This is a genomic window from Intrasporangium chromatireducens Q5-1 (assembly GCF_000576575.1).
Taxonomy (GTDB): domain Bacteria; phylum Actinomycetota; class Actinomycetes; order Actinomycetales; family Dermatophilaceae; genus Intrasporangium_A; species Intrasporangium_A chromatireducens.
This window is the reverse complement of the sequence record NZ_AWQS01000031.1, coordinates 1-21,715: the sequence shown is the minus strand read 5'-3', so window position 1 is coordinate 21,715 and position 21,715 is coordinate 1. Positions and strand designations below refer to the sequence as shown.

The following is a 21,715-nucleotide window of genomic DNA, read 5'->3' as shown; positions in this document are numbered from 1 at the left end:
ATGTCCCCGTCCGTTTTAGAGTCGATGCCAATGAACGACGCAGGCCCGCCGGTTCCTGCGCGGTGCACGTCCGCTCATCCTGACCCCGCCCACCACATGGCCGAGCCGGAAAAGCACCCCCGGGCGCCTCGCTTCGGAGCAGTTCTAGGTCACAGTAACTGGCATCCAACCGTCTGTCGGTGGCGACAAGTAGTATTGCCGGATGACGATCTCCAGTACAGGCGTCCCCGAGGAAGAGCGGTCCACCGATCGCGGGGACGGCGGCGCTCAAGCGCACGCCATAGGTGAACCGTCCAGGATTGTTGGGAAATTGCTCAGAGACGTTGAGGATGCCTCACAGCCCCCGGTTATGTACCCAGATCCGGCCCAAACTGATCGGGTGCGGATAACGCGGAACAGAGAATATGACGCTTGGGCGGGAAGGCATGACCGACTGATAAAGATCGCGGACTTGGTAGATCACTCGATGCGGCGAGCCTTCGATGAATCGAAGGAGGAGATGGAGAAACTGAGCCTATATTCACGGTCGTCTGCCGTGCAAGGTTTCTCGCCGATCACCAGGGCCTCTGCTAGTAAGGGTCGCCTCCAGCGTGAGGGCGGTATGTCAACGATCCTATCGGAAATGGATAGCGGGGAGATAGAGCACGTGGAGATCGCCAATCATCCGTCTAGCCAACTGAACAATTACGCCAAAATCCAGGTCACCTTCGGCCGCGACCCGCGCTATCCCTCGCTAGGAGGCGGTGCCACTGTTCATGTCACAGGATCTGATCCACAATGGGTGGCGGGCACTTTCGATCTAATCGCATCCGAGGTTGCAAAAGACGTCCCATGGTGGCGTTTCTGGAGGAGCGATAGAGCTCTCTATGTGTATCTCCTAGTGTACTATGCCGCGCTAGGTCTAGTTTCGGTCATGTGGCATCCAGTCTGGCTGAGCGGAACGGTAGGGATGTTCGCCTGGGCGCTTGCCAGCGTCACCTTGGCGTTCGCGACGGCTTCGGCGATTAAGCGCTGGATGTTGCCCGAATTCGAATTGATCGAGCCAGGTGACATTTCTAAGTCAAAGCGAATCGCCGGCCGCGCAGCCGTTTGGATCGGCGTGATATCAGGGATCATGGGGATATGGGCGTTTCTGGCCTCACGCAAGTAGGGCACCATTGTCGTTGACGGGTCCTTGACCTAAGGGGCTTATCGTTGACTCGCTAAGGTGCTTGCTTTGCTTGCCTTCAGCTCCTCAGAATCGCAAGAGGTCGCCCAGAGGCCGGGCGGCCCTATATTTTTGCATCAGCGCGTAGGCGAGGTTTCTTCGCCAAAGAAGGAAGAGACGTTCGACGGGAGTTCGAGGGTCGGTTCGGGCCCCGCCAACTTCGCGACCGCACTCAGGTCCGATTGGGTGAGCATCGCACCCAACTGTGATGCCGGGACATGGAGGCGTCCAGAGGTGATCTCGTTGCCCAAGTACTCGATGACATCGGCCCGCGCGCTAGCTTCCCGCGCTGCTGCGTCGGCGATCCGTGCGGCGGAGTCCGTTTGTCGCCGACGGGACTTCCAATCGCGAATGATGCGCAACAATTGGACGGCACCATAAAGAGCGAAGGCGCTTCCTCCGACAATTATCTCGATTGGATTCCGATAAGTGACTTCAGTTGCCGATACAGAGGGCCCGAGGATCTGCGGAACCGAGAGCGAGGCGACCTCGCGCAGGACACGAGGTGCTTCCATTTGGAGTTCGGGATGTTCACCTACGCGGTGCTCGATCATGCGGTTCACAGCAAGATAAATGCGCTTTTCGTCATACCAAGGCATCTCTTTGAGGATCGGGTGCAGGGAAGGTTCACCGCCGTCCCCTGCGATCAGCAGCTCCGCCATGAGCGAACGCACGGAAGCTTCTTCCGCCATGACAACGCCCCAGCGTTCACCAACATCAAGAACGGTGTGGAAGGCAGCCAAGTACTCGCTGACCCTGTCGACGGAGGCCGCGCGTCCAAGATCCGCGCGAAGACTAATCTGGTAGTTGTCTCCATGCAAGGGCGGCATGTAGGTCTCCGGCATATACATCCACGGGTTCAATTCTCAACCTCCCTGAGGTTTCCTGATGCCTTTGAGACTAGCGCGGTGGTCGGCTTACGTCTGCAAGTCTCTGACTCCAGAGAGCCGGGACTCGTTCCTAGAGTAACGTTGGTGGATTTTCCCGACCTCGGCCGCGTGAGGTGTTCCGGCGCGTCGGACCATAAGACGGCGCCTGCTCCGGACAGAGTCGGAGTTCTTGCGGCAACAGGTCCGTCTCCTGCGGGGAGCATCTCGTTGGTTGCATTGTCATACGCAGCGCACGTCGACGGGTTCAACTACCGGACTGTTCTAACGTCGGTGGGCTGGGGCCCGCTCCCGTCGCTCGCGGACGGGGCAGGCTCGGGAGGCTGGCAACGCCGTGAGTCGTCCCTTGCATCTGAGACCTGGTCCCGCGCTGTACTGTCGAGTCGAGCCCCGAATGTCCCTCATTACCGGACGCGTCTATCTGGGCGGTGTGACGCGCCAAAGAGCTGGCCACAAGGCGCGGTTGTGTGGCACAGGAAGGTGCCTGTTGGGCGCGGTGTCAAGCCAGCAACGTAGTGGAATCAGCTTGTACGGCCGAATCCCAGACGCGAGCGAAGGCGTCGAGAAAATGCGGAAAGAGGCGGCCGCCGGCGACTCTGTGCAGGTGCATGACAGGCGAATGGTTCGCTGGAGCCCCGTAGACGTGGGTGTTGGCGAACAGGTCGTCATCGAAACGGAAGATCGACGTGTAGAGCGTCGTGTCGTGGACGCGGGCTTCGACACCAGGGATGCCGATGCATGGCGCAAGGTACTTCCAAGACAACGAGCAGCGGCCGGAGAGCGAGTCGCCGATCCCCTCCTCCTCACCGCGGAGTTGGACCGCCCCGCCCTTGGGATCGCCGAACAACAGCCGCACCCAGACACCGGCGCGGGCCTTGTCGAGGAGAAGTTCGTTGAAGTCAGAGATCGTGTCGTGGAAGAAGCTGGCGGCGTAGGCGAGGAGGTCGATCGACTCCTGCGCGTTGACGAGAAGGCTGTGCCAGGTCGCGGCCGCGATTGAGCCGCGGTTCGGGTGGATGTCGACGAACTCGGCGTGGCTGGCCGACCGCACTTGCGCGTCCGACACGGCATCGGGCCAGAGGTACTCCTCGTCGCGTCCGAGGAGAGTGCAGAGCCGGGTCCGGTTCGCCCGGTGCGGTGTCCGACCTGTCGAGATCCATCGCTCGATGGTCTTGGTGTCGACGCCGACCTGCTCGCCGACCGCCTGCGGTGTCAGGCCGGCGGCGGCGAGAGCCGAGCGGAGTCTCTCGTTGGCCATACCTCCACGGTCGCATATCAGGACGTTTCTCGCCTGTCAGGACGTCCGGAAACGTCCCATCTGGCGGTTATCCCGTCCCCCGACTTCGCGGTCCGATGAGGGAACGACAAGGCCTCAACCTCAGGGGGATGAAATGCGAACAGCTCAGAACCTCGACCGCGTCAACGAACTCATCGGCGGTACTGGCGGTCCCGTGGCAACACACGTCATCCCCGGTGAGGAGGACGCCTGCGCGCTCTGGGACGCGCTCCGCTCCTGCCCGACGCTGACCCGGGAGTCACCCGGGTGGAAGCACTTGTGGATAACTGCGTGGTCCGTCGTCTGCACGACGGCGTTGAGCGATGTGGTTCCACTGGGGTCGACGGCACGAGTCTCGGTCACCCGCGAGTACGGCTCGATCGAGTTGCTCGCCATCTTCGACTGGCTCCTCACGCACGAGTCCTTCGCCCGGCAACTGCCACCGGTCGACCTGTACCGGAAACTGCGCACCATCGCTACCCGCAGCTCGAAGGGATCCGGACGAGCGGCGCGGGCGGACCTGCTCCACGGGCTGACCCACGTGCCCGCCGGCCTCCCGATCCGCTGGGTGGACGTGGAGGGGATCGACGCATCATGAACTCGGCCGCCCCGATGATGTCGTGCCCCGCACTGTCGCTCCTGACGTGGATCGAGGACGAGTGCCAGATCGATCCAGAAGATGTCGATGCGCTACGGCTCCGGCCCGCGTTGGACGTCTTCATCAACCGGCTCGAGAGCGCGCGAGCCCGCGGTGCCCGCGACCCGCTTGCCTCCGTCTCCCCGAGACGCGCCGGCGGGAACTCCCGGCGCTGCACGCGACGGATGCTGCGACAGCTCGGCTACACCGACGTGCAGCTGCGGATCATCCACCGGCTCGTGGCAGGCTCGACCGGCGGCTGGCCTGGTCTGCTGCGCCTCTTCGTCGACGGCAAGTCACCGGACTCGGTGCAGCGCCAGTACATCCGACGGCAGGTTCGATCGTTCATCGACGCAAATCGCTGACCGCCTCACATCGAGAGACGGTCAGGTCGGCCTCAAGGTCGGGCTGTGCTCGCGCAGCCCCGCCAGACCGGGATGAGTGATGAGGCCCTCGAGCCCATACACGCCTGCCACGGCCATCGCTGCGGCGACCGCCGCGCCAGGGCCGGACAACCCGCGGGGCCGACCGTCGCCGTAGTCGAGCACGAGCCGGCCCGCCACGAGGTCGACCTCGAGCCCAACCGCGGAGCCCCACCAGAGGGAGGCGAGCTCACCGTGAGAGCGGCGCAGTAGGAGCCGCCTGTCGGTCAGGAGGACCTGACACGGTTCCCCGTCAGTCCACCAGCCCGCTTCGAGGACGCGCAGTTCGAGGGGGACGAGACGGTGTGCCCGTTCACCGACCTCGAGGGCGACTCCGACCGCTATCGGGTCGACGGTCTGTGGCGGCCGTAACCCGCCGAGCTCGAGCGCCAGCAGTCGGGCATCCTCGATGGCCGCGGCCCGAACATCGTCCGTGCGAAGGGTCGAGCCCTGGCGGCGGAAGCCCACTGCCATCACCTCCTCACCCCTCTATCGTGGCGGCGATCGGCGACATCGCAAGCGCAGCCACGCCGAGGCAGTCGCATGGTGCCCCCGCAACACGGGTCTGTCAGGCATGAATGCCAAAGGCCTATCCGCGGTTGCAGCGGCCGGTGCGGCCATGTTCGTCGGGCTGGTGCTCCTGCTCACGATGGGAACGCCCTCCCCCAGCACGCCGGCCTCGGCGGCCTGCATCACGACGGGACCGATCCCCGATCTCAGCCCGACGCAGGCGACGAACGCGAGGATCGTCTACGCGACCGCACGGGCTCGCGGAGGTCACTCAGCGGCATACATCGCGATCATGACCGGCCTCACTGAGTCGAACCTTCTCGTCCTGTCGAATCCCAACGACCCCTACGGAGCCGGTCTGCCCGCGCAGGGCGTCGGCTACGACCACGACTCGCTGGGCATCTTCCAGCAGCGTCCGGGCTGGGGCAGCGCGGTCCAGCGGATGAACCCGACCGCCTCGACGAACCTGTTCATCGACGCGCTCCTCAAGGTCCCCGGTTGGCAATCGATGCCGCCGTGGCGCGCTGCCCAGACTGTGCAGCGCTCGGCGTTCGACGGCTACCCCACCCTCGCGAATGGCGGCTCGAGCGCCTACGGCGGCAACTACCTGGCCCAAGCCGGCCGCGCCGAACGCATCACCGCCATCATCGACCCGGCGGCGGCGCAGCTCGACTGTGGCGCCGCAGACGTCGTCCCGATTGCGGCCAGTGCCAGAACGGAGCCCGACGCCTACCTCCGCGATCCGACCGTGAGCGGGCAAGCCCGGACGGCCGTCATGTTCGCACTCGCCCAGCGCGGCAAGCCCTACCAGTGGGGCGGCGTCGGTCCGGACAGCTACGACTGTTCTGGGCTGGTGCAGACGGCCTGGCGTCACGCCGGCGTGCCGATCGGCCGCGTCACCGTGGACCAGTTCCGCGACGGGGTCCCCACCACTGCGGCGGCGCTGCGACCTGGCGATCTCGTTCTCATCCCGGGCGTGGACGGCACCATCGCTGCCCCGCACCACATCGGCATCTACGTCGGGCAGGGGCTCGTCGTCCATGCCCCACGCACCGGTGACGTCGTGCGGCTCACGACGCTGCGCTCCTTTATCGCCAAGGGCGTCTCCGGCTACCGGCACATCGGCTGACAACGACGCCAATCGTGATGTGCCAGAACCTCGTCGACCGATGGTGACCCGTCGGGCCCGTTGTCCCCATTGACGCGCGAGACCGGCTCGTGCCTCGTGAAAGGGACCGCACCATGCGCTCGTCCGCCCTCTCAATCATCGCCAACGCCTCGCTCTCGTCAGCGGTGAACCCGGCCGTCGACGTGACACCCAACACCGATGGCCTCCCCGGCCTCGCGGCACTGTCGAAGATCGTCGGCGCCTTGCTGACCTTCGGCCTCGTCGCCGCGGTCGCCGGCGTCGTCGTCTCGGCGATCGCGTGGGCGATCGGCTCGTCCTCGTCCAACCCGCACATCGCGGGACGCGGCAAGACCGGCGTACTGATCGCGGGCGTCGCCGCAATGCTGATCGGCGCTGCCAACACCCTCGTGACGTTCTTCGCGAATGCGGGGGCGGCGATCCGATGATGCCGGTACTTCGCACTCGCGCGGCCAGCACCCGCCGCCCACCACGCCCACCGACCCGCCGCCGGCTCATCTCTGCCAGCGCTTTGGTCGCCCTCGTTCTTGTCTCCTTGGTCTGGTTCGGGCTGGCGGGCCCTTTTCGGGCAGCCGCGCCGACGACGGTCCCGCCGGTCGCTCCCGCTACCGCCGCGCCACCGAGCCTCGACCCGTCATCCCCACCGAACGCACCGCCCGTGCCGACGCCCCCGCTCGATGCCGCCGCCCACCGGCAGCTCGAGGCGCTCCGTGCCATCCCGGCACCGAGCAAGGCGGCCAGGAATACCAGCGGCGACTCGTACCGGGGCTTGAAGATCCCGGCCGAAGCGCGCCAACAGCCGGACCTGTATGCCGCTGCCTTCGCGACCGCCCTGCTCACCCAGGACTACCGGACGCCCCGTGCCGACCTGCTCGACGCGATTGCCGCCGAGGGCACCAAAACAGCCGAACCGCTCGTCGTCGGGCTCGTCCCTCCGGAGCTCCGTGACCGGCTGCCCGTCTTCTCCGTCACCGACACGACGACCGGCAACGGTGTCGCGGCCGTCCCAGATGCAGCCGAGTGGTCCATGCTCGCCGCTCGCAAGGCGTACACGAGCGTCGAGGACGTTCGCGTGTCCGAGCCGATCGGTTGGACCAACGCAGTCGAGGCGGGCCGGATCACCGACCCCGGCATTACGGCCCGCGACGTGACCGCGACCGTCACGCTCCACCAGACCGTCGACGGGCATCCACTATCCACGATCACAAGCGTCGCGTTCACCGCCAACTTCGAGGGCCCACCGACCCTCCCGACGTGGCGGTTCGTCACCCTCGTCCAGTACACCGCCATCCAGACCGGCCAAATGGGGCCGTCATGAGCTGCCCCGGCTTCCAGGCGATCAACCCGGCCTGCCAAATAGCCAGCGCCGCCACCTCCGCCGTCGATAGCACCTTCACCAGTGCGGCGAACTTCTTCGCCCAGGCCGCGGTCTCGGGGACGAACTGGCTGTGGAGCCAAATCGACTCGGCAACCGCAGTCGACCTCGGCTCCCCCGCGCTCGGTCGCCAGCTGCAGATCACTGGCGCCATCGCCGGCGTGCTCTGCCTGGGCCTGTTCGCCCTGCAGCTCATCGTCGCCGCCCTCCGCCGGGAAGCCGGCGCCCTCTCGCGTGCCGCCAAGGGCCTGTTTATCAGCGCCCTCGGCAGCGCCTTCGCCCTCGCCGCGACACGCGCCCTCATCGGCGCCGTCGACTCGCTGGCCGACGGAGTCGTGCAGCACACCATGGGCACCAACATGCGCGGCATCGGCGGCCAGCTCGCCCTCGTCAACGTGACCCAGCTGTCCAACCCGGCCGTGACCCTCGCGATGGCGCTCGCCATCCTCGCCTCGGTCGTCATCGTCTGGGCCGCCATGATGATCCGCAAGATGATGCTCATCATCGCCGCGGTCCTTGCCCCGTTGGCCTTCGCCGGCGCGACCGCGGAGATCACGTCCTCCTGGGTCCGCAAGTGGGTCGAGTTCGTCGTCGCGATGATCGTCTCGAAACTGATCCTGGTCATCATCCTGAGCACCGGCGTCGCCGCCATGCAGGGCGCCGGCGCCACCGGTGGCTCGACCACGCAGACCGGAACGCAGCTCGTCGTCGGCGCGCTCATCCTCCTCCTCGGCGGCCTTGCCCCGTGGCTCGCGATGCGTATGTGCGTCTTCGTCGGCGACACGATGCACGCCGCGCATCTCACCGCCGGCCAGGCGAGCGCAGGCGGTCGCGCTGCCATCGCCGCCCCACAGAAGGTCGCCGTCCTCGCCGCGCAGGCCCGGGGGTTCACCGCCATGCCGAGCGTCGCCGCACGCGCCGCCACCGCACGCTCGGAGTCCAGCACGTCGGTCAGTTCCGAACGACCTCCCGAAGGCGCCCCGGTTGCCGTCTTAACTGGCACCTCACCTTCCGGTTCCACCGCCCAACAAGCGAGTTCGTATGCCGCTGAGCCGGGTCCGCCGCGCTCCTCCGTTCCAACGTCGCCGGGTCCAGAGCGTTCCACGCCGCAGTCGGCGCCCGGGCAGCAGCCGGCGCAGCCCCACCCGACAGCACCGCCCGGAGCCAGCCCGGCCGATCGACCCGAATCCCAGCCCAGCACGCCGCCGCGAAGGGAACGACCATGACCGACACCGTGACCGGATCCCTGTCCGGCTCCTCCGGACCGGCCCCAGCATCCGCGAGGGTTCGCTTCGGTCGACGGCAGCAGCGCGGGCTCCTGCTCGGGCTCTCCCCCGTGAGAGTCGCCTGCGTCGCCATCGCCGCAGTCACCATCACCGCGGCCGTGTTCCTCGCTGGAGTGCTGGGGGTGCTGCTCGTCTCGCCACTCTGGATGGGCGCCATCGCGCTCGCGTTCGTGCGCCACGGCGAAAGACCCCTCGTCGAGGTCCTGCCAACCGTCGGCCATTACCTCGCCCGGCGAGTGACTGGCCGGAACCGGTTCCGCGCCAGCCCCGATCATCCTCGCCCCGGCGGCACGATGGCCCTGCCCGGAGAAGCAGCCGCGCTCCGGTTCCTGATCGATCCCGCCTCGCAGACCGCCCTCGTGCACGACCCGCACGAAGCGACGGTCACCGTGGTCGCCCATGTCGAGCACACGGCATACGTGCTGCTCTCCCCCGACGAACAGGCCCGCCGGGTCAGCGGATGGAGCCGCGCGCTGGCCGGGCTCGCCGCGTCGGGACGCTGCCGGCGCCTGCAGGTCCTCGACCTGGCCGCCCCGGACACCGGGGAGGGCATCGTCGGCTGGTGGCGCGGCCACCGCACCGCGACTGATACCCCGTTCGCCTCCGAGCAGTACGAAGAGCTGATGACCACCCGCGCCCCGGCGGCTGCCACTCATCGGACCCTCGTGGCGGTCGCGCTCGAGGTGCCCAGCCGGCTGCTCTGGGCGCGCGGCACCGGCACGGCACGAGGGCTGGAGCTGGTGCGCCAGGAGATGTCGGCGTTCGAGGCCGGCCTGCGGGCGGCGGATCTGCGCCTTGCGGAGTGGCTCCAGGCGCGAGACCTTGCGGACGTGATCCGCGGCGCCTATGACCCGCTGCGCGCAAGCGGCACAAGCGTGGGGAGTCTGCGCGCAGCCGGACCGGTCGCCATCGACGAACGCTGGGACCGCCTCGACCACGACACTGGCTGCTCGGCCGTGCTGTGGATCAGCGAGTGGCCGCGCATCGACGTCCCGGCCGACTTCCTCCACGCACTCGTCTTCCAGCCAGGAGTCCGGAAGACACTGTCCATCACCGCCACGCCGCTCTCCTCCCGGCAGGCAATGCGCGACATCCGGCGCGCCAAGGTCGAGCACGTCACCGACGCCGCCCAGAAGGCCCGGATCGGCGCCATCGCCGACCTCGCTGACGCAGCCGAGCTGGACGACGTCCTCGACCGCGAACGTGCCCTGATCAATGGGCACGCTGACATGCGGTTCACCGGTCTCATCGTCATCACTGCGGGCGACGACGATGAGTTGGACGCCGCCGTGACGCAGATCGAACGCGCCGCAGTCCAGTCCGGCTGTGAGACTCGCCGGCTGCTCGGTCAACAGGCCCGCGCCTTCACGGCTGCGGCACTGCCGCTCGCGAGGAGGGTGGACTGACATGCCGCGCCAACGATGGCTCGGGACGCACGCAGGCGCCTCGTACGGTGAGCCCGGCCAGGACCGCGCCAGCCGGAAGCAGCGGCTCGGCGAAGTCAAACGGCTCGCCGCAGAGGGCGCCCAACGAGCCGCCGACGAGGCGTCCGCTGCGCAGCACGCCGCGGGTGACCTCGTTCGGCCCGACCTGCTGCCGCCGCTCGGCGAGCACCGGCCGCTCGCCCTGCGGCCCCTGCGTCGGCTCCGGCTGCCGGCCCACCGGGCCACCACAGACGTCCTGTCCGGCGCGTACCCGTTCCTCGCCGAAGCCGGTCTCGGCGCGGACGGCGTGTTCGTCGGACAGGACGCCTGGTCCGGGGGCGGGTTCGTCTTCGATCCGTGGGTGCTCTACCAGCGCGGGACCCTGACCAATCCCAACTGTCTGCTCGCCGGTGCGGTCGGCAAGGGCAAATCGTGCCTGGCCAAGTGCCTCGCCACCCGCTCCATCGCGTTCGGTCGCCGGGTCTACGTGCCCGGCGACCCGAAGGGCGAATGGACCGCCGTGGCCGCGGCCGTGGGCGGCAACTCCATCCAGCTCGGCGGCGGCAGCGCTAACCGGCTCAACCCCCTCGACCCCGGCCCCCGCGACGGCACCCTCGATGACAGCGCATGGGATGTCGTGGTCACCACGCGGCGCCGCACGCTCCTCGGGTCTCTTGCCGAGTCGGCGCTCGGCCGGCCCCTCGCGGCGGTTGAGCACACCACCCTCGACGTCGCTCTCCGCAGCGTCGTCGACTCCGACTCGGTGCCGACGCTGCCCCGGATCGTCAATGCACTCTTCGAGCCGACACGAGGTGAGGGCGGCGCCAGCGTCACGGAACTGACCCGCGACGGCCGCGACGTCGGCCACGGTTTGCGTCGACTCGTGTCCGGCGACCTGGCCGGACTCTTTGACGGGCCTTCCACCGTGGCGTTCGACCCAACCTTGCCCATGGTCACCCTCGACCTGTCCCGAATCCAAGGCTCCGACCAGCTGACCGCCATGGTCATGACCTGTGCCAGCGCGTGGATGGAAGCCGCCCTCGCCTCCACCGACGGCGGACAACGCTGGGTCATCTACGACGAGGCCTGGCGTCTCATTCGCCAACCCGCCCTGCTGGCCCGCATGCAGGGCCAGTGGAAGCTCTCTCGTGGACTGGGTATCGCCAACCTGCTCATCATCCACCGGCTCTCCGACCTCGACGCCGTCGGCGACGCCAAGACGGCCTCACGCGCGATGGCGCAGGGCCTCCTTGCAGACTGCTCCACCAAGATCGTCTACCAACAGGAGGCCTCAGAGGCGGGACATGCGCTGCGGCAACTCGGGCTGTCAGTGACCGAGGGTGCCCAACTGCCGGATCTGCAACGGGGAGAAGGACTTTGGCGCGTCGGCCAGAGGGCCTTCATTGTCAGGCATCTGGCGACCGACGCCGAACTTGACCTCTTCGACACAAGTTCCAGGATGGTCGATCGGCCAGGCCCTCAGCGCGCATGAGTCGGTCGATCCGTCAAGCCGTTGGCGCGTCGGAATCAAGATCCGTCGAAGGCTTCCGGGCATCCGAGAACGTCGCACCCGATTCGATCGCGGACTTGATGCGCCTGACGGCCGTGTCGACATGCTCGCGGATCGGCGGCTCGGCCTTCTTCCGGCTGCCCAAGACCATGTGCGCGCCGAACTGGTAGGTGAGGCACGTCCCACCCGACGCAGCGTCTTCCATGACATACCGAGAGATCATTCCCGAGGGCGACGTCACCGTGCGGGTCACCGCGAGCTCGATTGGTCGCAGCTCAACGACCTCGACGATGTGAGCCAGCACTTGACCTTGCTGCTCGACGACCATGCACTGCTGCTCTCCCACGGACCCGATGGGCGTACCTGGGACATGAAACGCCTTGAGCACCCCGTCGCTGCAGAGGAATGCACTCTGCGGCGCGAGCAGGAACTGCCACACCTGCTCCCGGTCCGCCGCGATGGTGGTCCTCGCCTGAACGGTCAAGGGCTCGGTTCCGGCCTGACGCTGCTGCCACCGTTCTTCAACTCTGCCCATCAACGACACGCCCCCACTATCGCCGAATAGGTCGGTCGCGTCAGACCAATCGGACAAACCAGGGAGATCTGGCGACGTGACCTGAGTCGGCGTGCTCGATAGTGGCCCGACTGAGGTGGTTGACAGAACATGCCGCGATCGGAAACACGAAGTCACCACACCGACCTTCAACTTGTCATCATCGGTGCAGCCCTGGCCCTGCTGGTGCTGCTCTGGGGCGCTGCTGCTGCATCAGCCGGACTGACGGGAACGGCAGCACCCCCGTTCACCATCGTCGCGCCGCTCGCCGCGTTCGGCCATCCGGCCAATCCGAGTCTCGCCTGGGGGTCGCCGGTCGGGCCGGCCTGGCTCTACTGGTCCCTCACGGTGCTCGCCCTCGCCCTACCAGTCGCTGGATGGCTCATCGCCAAGCAGCTCCGAAGCGCCAGCCCGCACGTGATCGCAGCGGGAGCACCGACCGGGGAAGGCATGGCCGGCGGTGTCGAGGTGCGCCGCGCGGCAGGCAAGGCTCGACTCCTCAAGCAGGCGCCCAGCCTGCGCCCTTGCCTTACCAAGCCGGCCCCGAATGACCTCGGACACCTACTGGGGCGCAGCCGAGGCATCGCCTGCTACTGCACCGTCGAGGACTCCATCGTCGTGCTCGGTCCACCGCGCTCCGGCAAAGGGCTGCACCTCGTCATCCCGGCGCTCCTCGACGCGTCCGGCGCGGTGGTCAGCACAAGCACCAGGCCGGACAACCTAACCGCGACCCTGCGCACCCGCGAATCCCGTGGCCCGGTCGCCGTGTTCGACCCCCAAGGGTTGGCTCCCGGCATCCCGTCCAGGGCGCGCTGGTCCCCGATCCGAGGATGCCAGGACCCGCACATCGCCATGGTTCGTGCCAAGGCTCTGACCGCGGGAGCCGCGAACGGCACGACCGACTCGAACTTCTGGCAGGCCTCCGCCGAGCTCGCGGTCCGTGCCCTGCTGCACGCGGCCGCTCTTGGTGGCTGCACGCCGACGGATCTCTACCGTTGGTCGCTCTCGGCGGTCCACGCCCGCGAAGCGGTGATGATCCTCGCGAGCAACCCGCAGGCCGCACCGTCGTGGCACCAGGGCCTCGACTCGATCGTCACCGCGGACCCACGCCAGCGGGACTCGGTCTGGGCCATGGTCGCCATCGCCTTCGCCGCGCTGGCCGACCCCAAGGTCCTCGACGCCGTCTCCCCCACCGGCGACGAGCACCTCGACCCCGCAGCGTTCCTCACCTCCGCAGGCACCATCTATCTGCTCGGCACCTCCACCGGTTCCGCCGCGACCGCCGGGCTGGTCGGCGCATTCCTCGAAGACATCCTCGAGACGGCGCGCCGGCACGCCGCGGCCTCCCCGAACGCGCGCCTCGACCCACCCCTGTCCCTGATCCTGGACGAGGCCGCCAACTACCCCCTCCCCTCGCTCGCGTCCCTCATGTCGGACGGCGGCGGCTCTGGCATCTCGACCACCGTCGTGCTGCAGTCCCTCGCCCAGGCCCGCGCCGTCTGGGGCGAGCACGCCGCCTCCGCGATCTGGGACGCCGCGATCGTCAAGGTCATCCTCGGCGGCGGCTCCAACGCCCGCGACCTGGAGGACCTCTCCAAGCTCATCGGCACCCGCTCGAAGCAGACCACGACCGTCTCCACCGGCGGCGACGGCCGACGCTCCACCTCGACGCACACCGCCGACGTCCCGGTCCTCGACCCGTCCCAGCTGCGCACCCTGCCGTTCGGCCAGTCGATCCTCCTGCTGCGCTCGGCCCGGCCCATTGCCCTGACCATGCAGCCCTGGACCGCCCGGCGTGACGCGAAAGCCCTTCAGGGAGACCGCGAACGACTCGAGAGGGCCATCCAGCATGCCCACACGCAACGTCTATAGACGCCGCTCCTCCTACCGCGCCAACCTGCCCGTCCGGCTGTGGTGGGCCAGACAAGGACGGTGGTATGCCGCTGAGCCGGCTGCCGCTGCCAGCCCGCCCCCGCACGTGGTGCGCGGGCGGCCCTACACATTTCTCAGGGCTGTGCGGTCCCGGTGAGCGGCGCGCCGATCGACATCGGCCATGAGTCGTTCGAGCAGGCCTTCGGGCAGCTCGGCGGCCCGCTGCACTGGCCGTCTTTGAGCCCTGCGGAGGCGGACGCGGCGCTGGAGGAGCTGGCCCCTTGGGTGGAAGCGCTCGTAGTCCGGTTCGCGATCGAGCCGCGGGTCATTCCACCGTGCTGGGCCAAACACCGAGCGATGGTGGAGATCCTGTCCGCGCTGCGCGACCACGAACGCGCCAGCTATGCGGAGACCGCGGGCCTGACTGCGCCGGTGGACTGGATGCGAGCCCTGCACGACGCCACGGTCATGCTCACCGACGCGACGGCAAAGACACAGTGCTCGATCGGCGAGCACCGCGACGGTCTCCTCCACTCGTGGGCGGCTGCGCCCAATGGTGACCCGAGCGCGCCGTTGTCTTCCTGACACGAGATTCGCTCTCGGACAAGGGAGGTCACCATGTCCATCCAGCCCACCGCTCCCCACCCATATCCCCCGGAGCGCGCCACCAACGACGCCGCCGTCATCACGGACCTGCTCGCCCTCGCGAGCAACTGCAACCACGGCCTCGACCGCGAGGACTCGGTCGACTACTGGTTCCGGCTCGGGCAGCGCAACGCCCACGCCCAGGCCGTCGGCCTGCTCCTGTCGCAGCGACTGCGCCAGGACCCGACCACGATCGCCGAGCGCATCACGACCGCGCTCGACGCGGGAGCCAGCACGGCCGCGGAGCTCAGCTCAGCGGCATACGGCGAATCGGTGAAGCCGGCCACCGCGGAACTGCGCCTGGAGTGGATGGGGCCGAAGGCCTTCGACAAGCTCGACATCGCGGGGCTCGACCACGACTTCGGGATGCGCTGGGGACCGCGCGGGGACCAGCGGATCTCGTTGCGCCTCCATGAGAATTCCAGCATCGGGGTGCTGTACGCGTACGACCCGACGTGGGACGAGTACGCAGTGCTGTCTCGAGGCGCGTCACGGGCGGCGGTCGAGGCCGCGTTCGCCGATGCCGTCTGCATCGACGTGCACCTCGACCCAGCCCGGTTCACCGAGCTGGTCCTCGAGCACGAGGCGACGCGCGACACGAGTCGCGCCGTGGTGGTCGAGCTGTGAATGCCTACTCCGGCGGCCTGGTCGACATCCCGCAGATCCGCGCCCGGCACCCGATCGCCGAGGTCGTCACCGCGGCGGGGATCGAGCTGCGCCAGCGCAGCCGGGGCTGGATGGGCTGTTGCCCGTTCCACCCGGACTCGACCGCATCCCTGTCCGTCGACGGGGTGCCGGACCGGTACCACTGCTTCGGCTGTGGCGCGTCCGGTGACGTGATCGACTTCGTCGCCCGGCTGCGCGGGATCTCGTTCCTCGACGCCGTGGCCGAGCTCGAGCACGGCATCATCCAGGGCAGCCCTCCCCCACGCCGGCTCCGTCTCGCCGCCAGCGACGGGCTGACGCGTCCGGGTGCCGCCTCGGCGATGACACGAGAGCGGGGGTTCGAGATCAACGAGCTCGCCTGGCGGCACCTGTCCACCGGCAGGGCCGAAGCCATGGCGCGCGGGTGCATGGTGGCCATCCGCAGGATGCACGTCCCGTTCGACCTGTGGTCCGCGGGGCCGTATGGGGGCAGCCTCGTCGGGTACGCGGACAGCGAGTGGACCTCGCTGACCGACCTGTTGCGCGCCGACGGCGTCAGCGACGACGAGCTCCTCGCGATGGACCTGGCCCAGGTCTCACGCCGAGGCACCCTCATCGACACGCTCTACAAGCGGCTCGTCGTGCCGATCACCAACGAGGCCGGCCAGATCGAGGGCTTCATCGGCCGGAAACTGTCCGGCCAGGAGGAGCTGCCCAAGTACCGGAACCCGACTCGGACCGTCACGTACGACAAGGCGACCGCGCTCTACCGACCCACCCGGGAGCCGCTCGCGGCCGACGGCCGGGTCGTCATTGTGGAGGGTGTCTTCGACGCCATCGCCCTTGCCGCGGTGGCGGTAGAGGCTGGCGTGAGCGATAAGATCGCGGCCGTCGCCGCGTGCGGCGTGTCCGTCTCCACGGCCCAGGCCGACCAGGTACCGGCGATCAGCTCGAACCCGCCGCTCATCGCGCTGGACGGTGACGACGCCGGTGCCGGCGGCACCGACCGCTGGCTGACCCGGCTGTGCCTGGAGCGTGGCCGGCCCGCGTACGTCACTCGTCTGCCGGACGGGATAGACCCGGCCGACTGGGTCGCCGCCCACGGTGTTCGGGGCCTCGACGCCTTCCTCGCCATGCCCTCGATCGGACGTGATCGTGACGACGGGCGTCCGTTCCTGCCCGGGAGTGACCTGGTTCGCCTCACGCTGAACCGGGGTGGCAACCCCATGCGAAGCGTCGTGGAGGCGGTGGCGCCGGTTGCGAACCGGCTCGGACCAGCCCTGTCCGCGGTGCTGGTCGAGCAGGTCGTCGCGGAGATGACCCGCAGCGGCTGGAACCCCAACAACCTGTTCACCCGAATGCTCTCCCGTGAGCTCGACCGGGACATCGGCCCACTGCTCGGCCCGAGCGGTGGTCAGGTCACGGCGGACAGGACTGGCCCGCAGGCACCTGTCACGCCGAGCTTTTGAGCCGGACTGCAGCGTGAGCGAGCTTGCCACGCAGACGAACTCAGCGGCATACAGCAAGGGGCAACGACCGGATGGTGACCCGCGGCGACCGTTGTCCAGATAGAGCAACCCAAGGGAGGGACAGGACCGATGGAACGACTCGTCACCGTCACGGAAGCGGCCAAGATGCTCGGCACGAGCGTCCGGTTCCCGCGTCGGCTCATCAGCGAGCGGCGCATCAGGTTCGTCCATGTCGGGCGGCACGTGCGGATCCCGGTGTCGGCGCTCGAGGAGTTCGTCGCCGACGGCACGGTCGAGCCGATCGAGGTCCGGTGGGAGGGCGGGAGGGTGGTGTCCTGATGGCCGCGCGTGGTCGGGAGAGGGACCGCCGGTTCGGAACGGTGCGGAAGCTGCCGTCCGGGAGGTTCCAGGCGTCGTTCATCGGGCCGAACGGGCAACGGCAGACCGCACCGGAGACCTTCGGCACCAAGGCCGCCGCGGAGCGGTGGCTGGTGCGCGTGCACGACAGCATGGAGCGTGAGGAGTGGCGCGGGCCGTCGAGGTCGTTGGGGCGCCGCACGTTCCGGGAATACGCAGAGGCATACCTGACCGAGAACCCGAACATCGGCGAACGGTGGACCGAGACGTCACGGCGGAACATGCGGCTGCACCTGGCGGAGCTGTTGGACATGCCGGTTGCGTCGATCAGCACCGCCATCGTGCGGGCTTGGCACGCCAGAGCGTTGGCCGGCAAGGGCGGCCGGACCTCGATCGCGCAGTCCTATCGGTTCCTCCGGTCCGTGCTGAACATGGCCGTGCTCGATGAGGCGATCGAGAAGAACCCATGCCAGATCCCGCGTGCCGGGACCGACCGGCCCAAGGAGCGGCCGATCGCCTCGCCGGCGGAGGTGGCCGCGCTGATGGAGGCCATCACGCCGCGGTACAAGGCGGCCGTCGCGCTCGCCGCATGGTGCGGGCTGCGGCGCGGGGAGATCTGCGCGCTCCGCGTGACCGATATCGACCTGGAGGTGGGGACCGTGCGGGTCGACAAGACCTATGTCGAGCTGCTCCAGACGCGGCGCCGGTTCGAGAAGCCGCCCAAGAGCTCTGCCGGGGTGCGGACGGTGTCGATCCCGCCTCACGTCATCCCGGTCCTGCGCGAGCACCTCGAAAGCTGGGCCGGCACGGAGATGCTCTTCGTCGGGCAGGACGGCACCCGGATGGCGTCGAACGCGCTCTACCAAGCGTTCGTGCGCGCCCGGAAGCAGGTCGGTGTGTCGTTGTCGTTCCATGATCTGCGGCACACCGGGCAGACGTTGGCGGCCGCCACCGGGGCGTCGTTAGCGGACCTCAAGCGTCGGCTCGGACACTCCTCCACCGCGGCGGCACTGCGGTACATGCATGCCGTCGAAGGACGCGACGCCGAGATCGCCTCCGCCCTCTCCACTCTGGCGGGCGAAGACAACGCCTTCCGGCTGCCGAAGAGATGACGCCGCGCCGCGCTCATGAACACCGTTGATGGGAAACCCGAAAGGACGCGTTCGATGACGACAAACGACCTGCTGGCCAAGGCGGTGCAGCACCTCAGCCGGGCCGCCGCCCTCGCCGCGGACACCCGCGCGAGCGGGGAGGCGCTGGCGGGGCAGATCCGCCTGGCGGCAGGGACCATTCCCGCTACATGGGCCGCTGACGAGAAGCTGCCCTCCGGCGGTGACGTTCACGGTCACCTCGAACAGGCGCTGGCGTGCCTTGATGAGATCACGCCGCTGGACGGTCCGGCGGACCTGCCGCTGATCGCGTGGCACGTCCAGGAGCTACTCCGGATCGCCGCCACAGCGAGTGCGAGATGAGCACCACGACCGGGCTGGATTTGCTCGCCCACGCCAACGTGCTCACTCGGCAACTACGCCGCACGACCGAGCCGGTGTCGGCCGAACAGTGGAACATGTTCGACGCCACCGTCCATCGGCTGCTGCTCGAGATCGCCGGGCTCAACGCACTTCACGTCCGACCGGGCGACCCCAGCCGATCCGCGATGCACCTGGCGATGCAGAACTACCCACGGCCCCTTCGAGCACCGATCGGCGCCTCCATGAGCCCCGAGCAGGCCGCCTCGTTCCTTGGCCGTGAGGGCAGCACCGTGCGCAGATACGTCAAGAACGGGCACCTCCGCGCGGAAGTCAGGGACGGGCGACTGCACCTCGACGCCGCCGACATCCCTGACCAGGTCGACGTTCCACCCGCCGACCCGGCCGACCCCCATCCGCTTGCCAAGGCGTCCTGCGCCCTCGGCGCCCTCGCGGACCTCCTCCATCAAGCCCGCGACGATGCGGCACCGGTCCTCGACCACCGTGGCGAGATCGCAGGCGCCAGCATCCACCTCCTGTCCCTCGCGGCCGCCGCCGCCCGCCACACCTTGGCTCACGGACCCCTCGACGAGGTCGTCCGGCCCGTACTGGTCGCTCGCTATGCGGAACGGGCCATCGACACGCTTCGCGACGTCGCCCACCGACCGGCCAGCCTCCACGACATCTTGGCCGTCTCCGGCGACGCGACCTGTGGGCCTCCAGTCGAGCGTCTGGAAGCCGCACTGCAACAATGGGTCCAGGCCACCCGGCGCGAGCTCGACCAGATGATCCCGAGCGTCGACGTCATCCGACAGATGGCGAACCAAGGAGCCCACATGTGCGCCGTGGTGCGGGCCCTCGCCACGCAGGAAGCCCCCGGCACGGCGGAACTTGGGCTGCCCGCGCCTCAAGTGCTCCACGAGGCCGCCGACAGCTTGAACACCGGCGAGCGCGCCTGGCGCCACGTGACCACACTGAGCCGACCCCGGCATGAATTCGTCACCGCTAGCCGCGACCTGTACGAAGCATTACATGCCGTTGGAACCGCCCTCCAGCAAGGAGACCCGCACGGCGATAGGGCGTACGCTGCCCCGGCTCTACGCCATGCCCTCCACGGCGTCACGGAACTCGTCATCGCCACCCGAGGTCTACCCGAGACGTTCCTTAACGCGGGGGTTCTCTTCGCCCCGGCGACAGCTATAGCTGCAAAGGAGGAACTGGTCACCCAACGCTTGCGCCATGAGCACGTGCCCGTCAACTACACGGACGTCCCGAACCTGGTTCATGACTGGGTCGACGCCTGCGCCGCCGCTCATAGAGTCCGCTTCCAAGTCTCGATCACTCCCGAGTCGCGTCTGTGCGCGACCGCGGGGGCTGGACGGAATCGCGCGATTGAGCGTCGCATCTGAGGGCTCGGTACAGGTACCGGAGCTCGATGCGGGCGTCGCTGCTCGTGAACCGCGCCGACCCAGCCACCGGCACGATCGGGTTGTGGTGATGGACGGGAAACCCTTTCAGCTGCTCGACGACGCTCGGTCCGGCACACAAGCTTCGCCCGGACAAGGTCGCCCGCGAGGACTCGGAGTACGTCCGCTGCGGCGTCTACTCGATCCTCGTGTGGGCGAACCGCTGCGCGGCAGGCGCGGCGCTGCCTATGCCGAGCCCACCCGCACCGTATCGACTGGTCGTCTACCCCAACGGTGAATGCCGTCAGGGCAGTCGCGGCCTCGTCCGCGTCAGCGCAGTTCAAGCGCAGCCCCTGTCTACTGCACCACGAGGCCCGTTTCGGTCAGGACTTGTCTGACCCGCGACCTGGCCCAGCAGTGGCCCACCCGCCGCGGCATCCGCGTCAACGCGATCGCCCCCGGCTACGTCACCTCCGAAATGACAGCCGTCTACGACCAAACACAGCTCGACGCCCTCACGAGCCGAACCCTGCTCGGCCGACTCGGCACCCCAACCCAAATATCGACGACGCTGCTCTGGCTGGCTTCGGACGCTGGAGCATACATATGCGGCCAGACCGTGATCGTCGATGGAGGCTTCACCGTTACCTGATCCCCTGATCGCTGCCGGCACACGGAACGGCGCCTCCCGCCCACCAGCACTCCCCGCCGCGTCGCAGCCCAATCCGAGACTGAGCAGAAGTCAGCCTCACCCCGACCCGCCCTCAAGTCCGCCCGCTGGAGAAGGGCTGCGCACCCACGCCGCCAATCTCGGCGGCAACCCCCCCGGCTCTGAAACTGGATCCGGCCGGACAGGCATGCTCGTGCGCGGCGACGGCACTCGCGGGCGAGCGTGCCGCGCGCTTCCCGACCGGATCCCTCGGTTGTTGGCCGCGGCCTACCGCGACCGCGAGTGATCTCCGATCGTGCCCCGAACGCCACGTCGAGCAGGGTCGTCGGCTCGTCCATGACCACCAGGGCGGGCTCGGTGAGCAGCACCGCCGCCAGGGCCAGGAGCTGCTTCTGCCCGCCGGAGAGCAGGTGCGCCGGCTGGGTCCGATGTGCCGCCAGGCCGTACAGCATGATCGCCGCCTCGACGCGGCGGGCGACCTCCGGTTTGGGCAGGCCGTGGCGACGCAGGCTGAAGGCGAGGTCCTCCTGCACCGTCGGCATGACGATCTGCGCGTCCGGGTCGGTGAAGCAGAACCCGACCCGGCGGCGGATCGACCGCGCGTCGCGGGCGGTGTCGAGCCCGTCGACGGTGACCCGTCCCGTGGTGGGGATAACGAGCGCGTTGAGCATCCGGGCGAAGGTCGACTTGCCCGACCCGTTGCCGCCGGCGACCCCGACCCGGTGCTCGGTCAGCCGCACCGTGACCTCGCGCAGCACCGTGCTCGCGTCGCCGGCCGAGGTGGGGTAGGCATGGCCCATCGCGTCGAAGTCGATCACGGGCATGCGGCCACCACCAGCGCGGTCCCCTGTCCCCCGCCGGCGGCGATGGCGGCCAGCCCGACTCGGCCCCGGCCCCGCCGCACGAGCTGGGTGAAGAGGCGCACCATCAGGACCGCGCCGCTGGCGC

22 protein-coding genes and 1 pseudogene are annotated in these 21,715 nt (G+C 68.4%); 18 read left to right on the top strand and 5 right to left on the bottom strand.

Annotation, left to right across the window (positions count from 1 at the left end):
• Positions 1-202: 202 nt before the first annotated feature.
• Positions 203-1,150, top strand: a complete 948-nt coding sequence (locus tag N864_RS24565; protein WP_155892833.1) for a hypothetical protein — start codon at positions 203-205, stop codon at positions 1,148-1,150.
• A gap of 134 nt (positions 1,151-1,284) precedes the next feature.
• On the opposite strand, the gene N864_RS06125 is transcribed toward N864_RS24565, so the two are convergent.
• On the bottom strand, positions 1,285-2,052 hold the full coding sequence (locus tag N864_RS06125; RefSeq protein ID WP_155892832.1) for a hypothetical protein: 768 nt from the start codon (positions 2,050-2,052) through the stop codon (positions 1,285-1,287).
• Between the two features lie 541 nt (positions 2,053-2,593).
• Positions 2,594-3,352 carry an XRE family transcriptional regulator gene (locus N864_RS06120; protein ID WP_034714630.1) on the bottom strand — a complete coding sequence of 253 codons (759 nt, stop codon included), beginning with the start codon at positions 3,350-3,352 and terminating at the stop codon, positions 2,594-2,596.
• Positions 3,353-3,485: 133 nt separating this feature from the next.
• On the opposite strand from N864_RS06120, the gene N864_RS06115 reads away from it, so the two are divergent.
• Together N864_RS06115 and N864_RS06110 are read left to right on the top strand one after the other, a co-directional pair.
• Positions 3,486-3,968 (top strand): hypothetical protein, encoded by a 483-nt coding sequence (locus N864_RS06115; RefSeq protein WP_034714627.1) that lies wholly within the window; start codon positions 3,486-3,488, stop codon positions 3,966-3,968.
• Positions 3,965-4,372, top strand: a complete 408-nt coding sequence (locus tag N864_RS06110) for a hypothetical protein (protein WP_051518254.1) — start codon at positions 3,965-3,967, stop codon at positions 4,370-4,372. Before N864_RS06115 ends, N864_RS06110 begins: the two co-directional genes overlap by 4 nt.
• A gap of 21 nt (positions 4,373-4,393) precedes the next feature.
• Here the strand turns inward: N864_RS06110 and N864_RS06105 are convergent, their stop codons facing one another.
• The gene (locus N864_RS06105) at positions 4,394-4,903 is read right to left on the bottom strand and encodes a hypothetical protein (protein WP_034714625.1); all 510 of its coding nucleotides are present in this window, start codon (positions 4,901-4,903) and stop codon (positions 4,394-4,396) included.
• A 100-nt stretch (positions 4,904-5,003) separates the two neighbouring features.
• On the opposite strand from N864_RS06105, the gene N864_RS06100 reads away from it, so the two are divergent.
• The 6 genes from N864_RS06100 (at position 5,004) to N864_RS06075 (ending at position 11,663) form a co-directional block, all read left to right on the top strand.
• Positions 5,004-6,068: a C40 family peptidase gene (locus N864_RS06100; protein WP_034714622.1), complete on the top strand. Its 1,065-nt coding sequence runs from the start codon at positions 5,004-5,006 to the stop codon at positions 6,066-6,068.
• A gap of 113 nt (positions 6,069-6,181) precedes the next feature.
• Positions 6,182-6,514 carry a DUF6112 family protein gene (locus tag N864_RS06095; RefSeq protein ID WP_034714617.1) on the top strand — a complete coding sequence of 111 codons (333 nt, stop codon included), beginning with the start codon at positions 6,182-6,184 and terminating at the stop codon, positions 6,512-6,514.
• Between the two features lie 230 nt (positions 6,515-6,744).
• A complete protein-coding gene (locus N864_RS06090) occupies positions 6,745-7,404 on the top strand; it encodes a hypothetical protein (RefSeq protein ID WP_034714615.1) in 660 nt (219 codons plus the stop codon).
• Positions 7,401-8,687, top strand: a complete 1,287-nt coding sequence (locus N864_RS06085; protein WP_034714612.1) for a TrbL/VirB6 family protein — start codon at positions 7,401-7,403, stop codon at positions 8,685-8,687. Before N864_RS06090 ends, N864_RS06085 begins: the two co-directional genes overlap by 4 nt.
• A complete protein-coding gene (locus tag N864_RS06080) occupies positions 8,684-10,153 on the top strand; it encodes an SCO6880 family protein (protein ID WP_034714610.1) in 1,470 nt (489 codons plus the stop codon). The genes N864_RS06085 and N864_RS06080 overlap by 4 nt, the downstream gene beginning before the upstream one ends.
• Position 10,154: 1 nt before the next feature.
• Entirely contained in the window at positions 10,155-11,663 is a 1,509-nt protein-coding gene (locus N864_RS06075) for an ATP-binding protein (RefSeq protein WP_051518253.1), read from the top strand.
• Between the two features lie 13 nt (positions 11,664-11,676).
• Here N864_RS06075 and N864_RS06070 read toward each other — a convergent pair whose 3' ends face one another.
• Positions 11,677-12,225 carry an SRPBCC family protein gene (locus N864_RS06070; RefSeq protein WP_034714608.1) on the bottom strand — a complete coding sequence of 183 codons (549 nt, stop codon included), beginning with the start codon at positions 12,223-12,225 and terminating at the stop codon, positions 11,677-11,679.
• A gap of 120 nt (positions 12,226-12,345) precedes the next feature.
• Here N864_RS06070 and N864_RS06065 point away from each other — a divergent pair, with 120 nt between their 5' ends.
• From N864_RS06065 to N864_RS26385, 9 genes and pseudogenes are all read left to right on the top strand, one after another.
• Positions 12,346-14,106, top strand: a complete 1,761-nt coding sequence (locus N864_RS06065; protein WP_034714606.1) for a type IV secretory system conjugative DNA transfer family protein — start codon at positions 12,346-12,348, stop codon at positions 14,104-14,106.
• Positions 14,107-14,259: 153 nt separating this feature from the next.
• Complete coding sequence (locus tag N864_RS06060) at positions 14,260-14,691, top strand: hypothetical protein (protein WP_034714603.1); 432 nt, start codon at positions 14,260-14,262, stop codon at positions 14,689-14,691.
• Positions 14,692-14,724: 33 nt separating this feature from the next.
• Positions 14,725-15,378 (top strand): hypothetical protein, encoded by a 654-nt coding sequence (locus N864_RS25020; RefSeq protein ID WP_051518252.1) that lies wholly within the window; start codon positions 14,725-14,727, stop codon positions 15,376-15,378.
• The gene (locus N864_RS06045; protein WP_034714597.1) at positions 15,375-16,865 is read left to right on the top strand and encodes a CHC2 zinc finger domain-containing protein; all 1,491 of its coding nucleotides are present in this window, start codon (positions 15,375-15,377) and stop codon (positions 16,863-16,865) included. The genes N864_RS25020 and N864_RS06045 overlap by 4 nt, the downstream gene beginning before the upstream one ends.
• Positions 16,866-16,994: 129 nt before the next feature.
• On the top strand, positions 16,995-17,204 hold the full coding sequence (locus N864_RS06040; RefSeq protein ID WP_034714595.1) for an excisionase family DNA-binding protein: 210 nt from the start codon (positions 16,995-16,997) through the stop codon (positions 17,202-17,204).
• The gene (locus N864_RS06035; RefSeq protein ID WP_034714593.1) at positions 17,204-18,334 is read left to right on the top strand and encodes a tyrosine-type recombinase/integrase; all 1,131 of its coding nucleotides are present in this window, start codon (positions 17,204-17,206) and stop codon (positions 18,332-18,334) included. The genes N864_RS06040 and N864_RS06035 overlap by 1 nt, the downstream gene beginning before the upstream one ends.
• Before the next feature lie 54 nt (positions 18,335-18,388).
• Positions 18,389-18,694: a hypothetical protein gene (locus tag N864_RS06030; RefSeq protein ID WP_034714591.1), complete on the top strand. Its 306-nt coding sequence runs from the start codon at positions 18,389-18,391 to the stop codon at positions 18,692-18,694.
• On the top strand, positions 18,691-20,100 hold the full coding sequence (locus tag N864_RS06025) for a hypothetical protein (protein ID WP_034714589.1): 1,410 nt from the start codon (positions 18,691-18,693) through the stop codon (positions 20,098-20,100). The genes N864_RS06030 and N864_RS06025 overlap by 4 nt, the downstream gene beginning before the upstream one ends.
• 295 nt (positions 20,101-20,395) lie before the next feature.
• Positions 20,396-20,680, top strand: a pseudogene (locus N864_RS26385) (SDR family oxidoreductase); the annotation flags it as partial.
• Here the strand turns inward: N864_RS26385 and N864_RS26310 are convergent.
• Positions 20,587-21,438, bottom strand: coding sequence for an ATP-binding cassette domain-containing protein (locus N864_RS26310; protein WP_420805206.1), 852 nt, complete (start codon positions 21,436-21,438; stop codon positions 20,587-20,589). The pseudogene N864_RS26385 and the gene N864_RS26310 overlap by 94 nt on opposite strands.
• Between the last annotated feature and the right edge of the window lie 277 nt (positions 21,439-21,715).